Origin of the sequence: Mycobacterium sp. (assembly GCF_035623875.1) — a bacterium.
GTDB lineage: Bacteria > Actinomycetota > Actinomycetes > Mycobacteriales > Mycobacteriaceae > Mycobacterium.
This window is the reverse complement of sequence record NZ_DASPSP010000156.1, coordinates 1-5,338: the sequence shown is the minus strand read 5'-3', so window position 1 is coordinate 5,338 and position 5,338 is coordinate 1. Positions and strand designations below refer to the sequence as shown.

General features: G+C 66.8%; 7 protein-coding genes. 2 read left to right on the top strand and 5 right to left on the bottom strand.

Going from position 1 to position 5,338, the window contains the following annotated elements:
- Together VEI45_RS12720 and rtcA are read left to right on the top strand one after the other, a co-directional pair.
- The coding region (locus VEI45_RS12720) for a hypothetical protein (protein ID WP_324853660.1) at positions 1-267 on the top strand (267 nt) is incomplete at its 5' end.
- Between the two features lie 19 nt (positions 268-286).
- Positions 287-1,324: an RNA 3'-terminal phosphate cyclase gene (rtcA, locus tag VEI45_RS12715; RefSeq protein ID WP_324853658.1), complete on the top strand. Its 1,038-nt coding sequence runs from the start codon at positions 287-289 to the stop codon at positions 1,322-1,324.
- Between the two features lie 9 nt (positions 1,325-1,333).
- Here rtcA and VEI45_RS12710 read toward each other — a convergent pair whose 3' ends face one another.
- From VEI45_RS12710 to VEI45_RS12690, 5 genes are all read right to left on the bottom strand, one after another.
- Complete coding sequence (locus tag VEI45_RS12710; protein WP_324853656.1) at positions 1,334-1,618, bottom strand: hypothetical protein; 285 nt, start codon at positions 1,616-1,618, stop codon at positions 1,334-1,336.
- A gap of 107 nt (positions 1,619-1,725) precedes the next feature.
- A complete protein-coding gene (locus VEI45_RS12705; RefSeq protein ID WP_324853654.1) occupies positions 1,726-2,184 on the bottom strand; it encodes a ribose-phosphate pyrophosphokinase-like domain-containing protein in 459 nt (152 codons plus the stop codon).
- 90 nt (positions 2,185-2,274) lie between these two features.
- Positions 2,275-4,278: an ATP-dependent zinc metalloprotease FtsH gene (ftsH, locus tag VEI45_RS12700; protein ID WP_324853652.1), complete on the bottom strand. Its 2,004-nt coding sequence runs from the start codon at positions 4,276-4,278 to the stop codon at positions 2,275-2,277.
- 282 nt (positions 4,279-4,560) lie between these two features.
- Entirely contained in the window at positions 4,561-4,884 is a 324-nt protein-coding gene (locus VEI45_RS12695) for a hypothetical protein (RefSeq protein ID WP_324853650.1), read from the bottom strand.
- Between the two features lie 36 nt (positions 4,885-4,920).
- Positions 4,921-5,097: a hypothetical protein gene (locus tag VEI45_RS12690; RefSeq protein ID WP_324853648.1), complete on the bottom strand. Its 177-nt coding sequence runs from the start codon at positions 5,095-5,097 to the stop codon at positions 4,921-4,923.
- Positions 5,098-5,338 lie beyond the last annotated feature (241 nt).

Below are 5,338 nucleotides of genomic sequence, written 5' to 3'. Positions count from 1 at the left end.
GTCGGATCTGTGGACCGACTTTCCCTCATGGGCAGGTTCGCGCCCGCAATCTCGAGCCGGGATCGCCGCACCGGTGATTACTGGCGATGCATCAAGATCGCGCTGGGCTTCCTCGTTCGGGCCCAGCGCACGACTGACTGCACCGACCGGGAACGTGGCGGATTCGGAAGGTCGCTCAGCAGCCGCGAGCAACGCATCGACGTAACCGGACACGTCGCAAGCGGATTCATCAAAAGCGTCGAGAACCAGATCACCGAGCCGACGTAGCCGACAAGTGGGAACACCGATGCTCACCATTGATGGCGCCCGCATGTCGGGCAGCGGCACCATCGTTCGCTATGCGGTGGCGCTGGCGGCGCTGTGCGGCGAGCCCGTCCGCATTATCAATGCGCGGCAGAAACGCAGCAAGCCTGGGCTGCGACCCCAGCATGTGACGGGTGTGCGTGCGTGCGCGCAGCTCTGTGGGGCCGCAGTAGAGGGTGTCGAAGTCGGTAGCCGCACAGTGGACTTCATCCCCGGGTCGGATATCGGGGGCGGGAACTTCGAATGGGACATCGGCACCGCGGGCTCGGCCACCATGTTGGCGTTGAGTGTGCTGCCGGTGGCGTGCTTTGCCGCCGCGCCCGTACATGCGCGCATCACCGGCGGGTTATTTCAAGACTTCGCCCCGTCGCCGTTTCACATGCATCGAGTGCTCGCTCCGCTACTGAACGCGATGGGGGTGACCGTGTCACTGGACGTCGTCCGCCCCGGGTATGTGCCCGGAGGCGGCGGGGTCGTGGAGATGACGGTGGTACCCAAGCGTGCCGGCCTTGACCCGGTGGTGCTCAGCGCCGCTGGTGCGGTCTCCGACGTGGCTGGCATTGCCCTGTCTAGTCATCTGACCGAACAACGGGTGAGCGAGCGTATGGCATCGACGTGCGAGGCGCAGATTGTCGGCGCGGGCATGACCTGCGCCATCGAGCGCATGGACGATGACACCGCGGCGCAGGCGGGCGCGTGCCTGGCGATTTGGGCGAAGGGCAACACCGGAAGCCGATTCGGCGCCGACCGGGCGGGAAAGCCTGGCCGATCGTCGGAGCGGATTGGCCGCTTTGCCGCGACGACGTTCCTCGACGACGTGCGCAGCGGGGCGACGGTGGACCGTCACCTGGCCGATCAGCTGGTGTTGTTTTGCGGGTTAGCCCATGGCAACTCGAGCTACATCGTGCCGCGCAGCAGTGCGCACCTCAACAGCAACCTGTGGCTCATCGCCCAGTTCGGCGCCCATGTGGCGACCGACACCAGACGCGTGCAGATTCACGGGATAGGCCTGACCCGGTGAGCGATTTCATCACGCATGAGCGACTGGTTGCTGCAGTAGCTTGTCGGTGTGCAAGCAGGCGATCGCGGCAGCGAGTGTCGGCGCAATCGAGCACACCTGGATCAAGGTGCCCGCGGTCTTGACCGCAACGGTGTCGGTGACCAGCACGCGGCGCAGATCAAGATCATGCAGCCGGCTGACGGCGGCATGAACCAAAAGCCCATGGGTCGCGGCCACGACAATGTCCCGTGCAGCGCTGACCGCTGAGCCACTTTCGCGTTGCTTGCGCACCACCACAACGAGTCCACGCAGCACCGCCGCATACCGTTCGGCCAGTTTGACCGCGCCTAAATCGGGAGCGACGACCGCCGCCCCGTGCGGCAGGTCGGTGGCGAGCTCACCCGACGGGGCATCAACGGCGCTCAGTGTTTCGACCAGGATTCGACACTGTGCTTCCAGGGTGGGTGTGTGGGGGTCGACGACGACGAGCCGGTCGGCCCCGCGGCAGCGATCGCGTCGGCGACCACTGTCACGCCGAGAGCCTGTCCCGGTGCGGTGCGTCGATCCTGGCGGGCGTAGCCGAAATACGGGACGACCGCCGCCACCCTGGCGGCGCGGGTCCGGCGGCAGGCGTCCAGCAGCAGCAATTCGACGAGGTGCTCGTTGACCGGTGGCGCCGTCGGTTGGATCACGTAAACATCGGCGCCGCACACATTTTCGACGATGGGACGCACTTCGCCGTCGGGGTATCGCTCCAAAGTGCAGCCATCGGAGTCGACACCCAGATAATTCGCGACCGCACTGGCCAGGCCTGGGTTGGCACTACCGGAGACGATTGGGTTCCCTCGGCGAAGGGAGAACCATGCGGCGTACCAGTCCATACGGCATTATCTTGACGCCCAGCGTCATGTTGGTGGCCGCCGGTGCCCATCGTGGCGCGGTGATCGGCGTGCTCAACCGTGGGTGCATGATTACTTCTCCTGCGTGTCGTCGGGCGAGCCGCGTTGGCCGCTGTGGCGCAGGACAAGCTGTTCGGTGGCGGCGGCCCGCCGCGGGGCGACGATCGCCGCGGCGGGCCGCGGCGTCGGCACGGTCTGCCCGAGCAGCTGATAGACGGCGGCGCCGTCCACGGTTTCGTGCTCCAACAGCAGGGCCACCAGGCTGTGCAGCTCGCTACGGTGGGCGTGCAACAAAGCGGTGGCGCGCTGTTCGGCCTCGCGCAGCAGGTTGGCGACCTCGGTATCGATGGCCGCCTGGGTGGCTTCGGCGAACGGCCGGCTGGACAGCCCGGGCCCGCCGGCGCCGAGAAACACCGAGCCGCCCTGTGGGTAGCCGACCGGGCCGACCATGGCCGACAGGCCGAACTCGCGCACCATCTTCGTCGCCAACTCGGTGGCCTGGGCGAGGTCGTTGGCCGCCCCGGAGGAGCCCTGCCCAAGCTCAACTAGCTCGGCCGCGCGCCCACCGAGGCGCACGTCCAGGGTCTGCCGCAGGTAGTCCTCGCCATACAGGTGACGCTCGATCAGCGGCAGCTGCTCAGTCGCGCCGAGGGCCTGCCCGCCCGGCAAGATCGTCACCTTGGCGACCGGATCGGCGCGCGGTGAGAGCGCAGCCACCAGGGCGTGGCCGGCCTCGTGGACCGCAACCGCGTGTTTTTCCTCCGGCAGCAGCGCGTTGGAGCCCTCGCGCCGTCCCAACAGAATGCGGTCGCGGGCGGCGTCGAAGTCGGCGGCGGTGAGCACCTCACGGTCGTTGCGCACGGCGACGATGGCGGCCTCGTTGGCCAGGTTGGCCAGATCCGCCCCGGAAAACCCTGGGGTGCCCCGCGCGACCACGTCGAGGTCCACGTCGTCGGCCAGCCGCTTGTGCTGGCAGTGCACCGACAAGATGGCGACCCGCTCTGCCAGGGTCGGCAGCGGGATGACAACCTGGCGATCGAACCGGCCCGGGCGCAGCAGCGCAGTGTCGAGCACCTCGGGCCGGTTGGTGGCGGCCAGTACCACGATGCCCTCCGACGGGTCGAACCCGTCCATCTCCGAGAGCAGCTGGTTGAGGGTCTGTTCGCGTTCGTCGTTGGCCACCAGCGCGCCCGTGCCGGAGCGGCGGCTGCCGATCGCGTCGATCTCGTCGACGAACACGATCGACGGCGCGCGCTTGCGGGCCGCGGCGAACAGATCACGTACCCGGGCCGCGCCGACCCCGACGAACATCTCCACGAAACTCGACCCGGCCACCGAGAAGAATGGCACACTGGCCTCCCCGGCCACGGCCCGGGCGATCAGTGTCTTGCCGGTGCCAGGCGGGCCGACCATCAGCACGCCCCGCGGGGCCGTCGCCCCTGCCCGGCGATAGCGCTCGGGCTGGCGCAGAAACGAGACCACCTCGGCGATCTCGGACTTGACACCCTCGTAGCCGGCGACATCGGCGAAGGTCGTGTCCGGCCGTTCGGAGTCGAACACCTTCGCCTTCGAGCTGGTCACGCCCAGCGCCCCCTGCATCGAGGCCGCGGCGCCCTGAGAGATCCGCCGCCACAACCAGATAATCAGCACGAACGGCGCCAAGATCAGCACCCCCGTCAACAACTGCGCACCCCAGGAGGGTGACTGCTTGGGCATCGACGCCGAGACCGCAACCTGCGCCTTCTCCAGCCGGTCCAATAGCGTGCTGCCGGCCTGGGTGGGCACCACCGTGGTGAAGTTATGCCCGTTGGTCAGGGTGCCGCTGGCCTGCCCGTCGGTGACCAGGGTGACGGACTTGACCTGGTGGGAATCCACATCGGCGAGGAACTCCGAGTAGCTCATGTTCATCGTGGGCGGAGCCTGAGTCGCCTGCCATTTGGGTACCAGGATCCACAACGCGACGGTCACCGCGATCGCCAGCAGCCACAGCCAATGCCGCCAGCGCGGCGGGGGCGAAGGCGCGCTTGGAGCCGGGCGCCCGCCCCCGGAGGGAGGGGACACCGCGTTCTTGGTCATAACGCTATTCCTCCGCGTCGGTTGCAGGGCTTTGGAAAGGTGTGCCCCCTAATCAGTTACCGCGGCCCGCCCGAATCACCCAACACCAGCCGCGCCATCCGGTCGCATGGCACGGTTATCTAGCGTGGTCGGCGGCCCATGAAAAGGATTCCCTACCGCCCACCGTGGCGTAGGGGCTGAAAGGCACAGATCGCAGGGACCTTCGCCTCCTATCCGACACTGTAAAACCGTACCGCCGTCGGCGCCTACACCTTCGCATTGGCGAGCGTTCGCCGGTGCCGGCTATCTCGGCGCTCCGGCATCTCCGTTCGCCAGCCGATGTGCGCGCAGGGCATTGCCGGTTACGGCGTCCAAGGTGACCCAGTCGTCGGTCTCAACCAGCCCGGTCGATTGGTATGCGGCGCGGATGGCATACGGTTCGGCGCCCTGTGATGTCTCGCTCACGGCGCGGGCGGCCCGGGCAGCGCCGTCCCAGTCGGCGATTGACGGCGTGTCGCCCGGGGCGTATCTGCGATGTAGCTCCGCGATGTCGGTGATCGCCTCGGCCGCCGCGCCGTCGCTGTATCTGACGACGCCCCAGGGCGGACTGATCAGCAGTTTAGTCACCCAGATGTGCATGACATCGTCAGCAACATCAGCCGTTCAAACCGTCAGCCAACCGAGGTCGAGTACCAAAAGGCTGTCTTCTGGTGACAAGTAGCCGTCGGGCCCGGCCAGCAAGTCGTTGCACAACTGCACGAACGAGGCCAGCGGGCGTGCGGAAGTCGCCGGAAAATCGGTGATCTGCTCGTCGCCGTTGATGTATGAAATGGCTTTCATGGCACACCCTTTGCCCGATCCGGGCTGGTGGGATCCCCTGGCGAGTCGCAACGGATGGGTGATGCGGTCAAGCTCCATTTGAGTTGCTTCCTAAGGGTTTTCGAGCTCTGCGGCCTCGAGTCGGAGATGGTCATCTTATGACAAGTGAAGCCGCGAACGACCGCGACACGACGGACAACCGTCAGCTTGGGAAAACCAGACGCAGAGGAAAATTACAGCTCATCCGAGAAATCAGCCGTGA

What these genes read in the sequence shown, in the direction of transcription:
- rtcA (WP_324853658.1), top strand. Translation starts at nt 287, where the DNA reads ATGCTCACCATTGATGGCGCCCGCATGTCGGGCAGCGGCACCATCGTT.
- VEI45_RS12705 (WP_324853654.1), bottom strand. Translation starts at nt 2,184, where the DNA reads ATGGACTGGTACGCCGCATGGTTCTCCCTTCGCCGAGGGAACCCAATC.
- ftsH (WP_324853652.1), bottom strand. Translation starts at nt 4,278, where the DNA reads ATGACCAAGAACGCGGTGTCCCCTCCCTCCGGGGGCGGGCGCCCGGCT.
- VEI45_RS12690 (WP_324853648.1), bottom strand. Translation starts at nt 5,097, where the DNA reads ATGAAAGCCATTTCATACATCAACGGCGACGAGCAGATCACCGATTTT.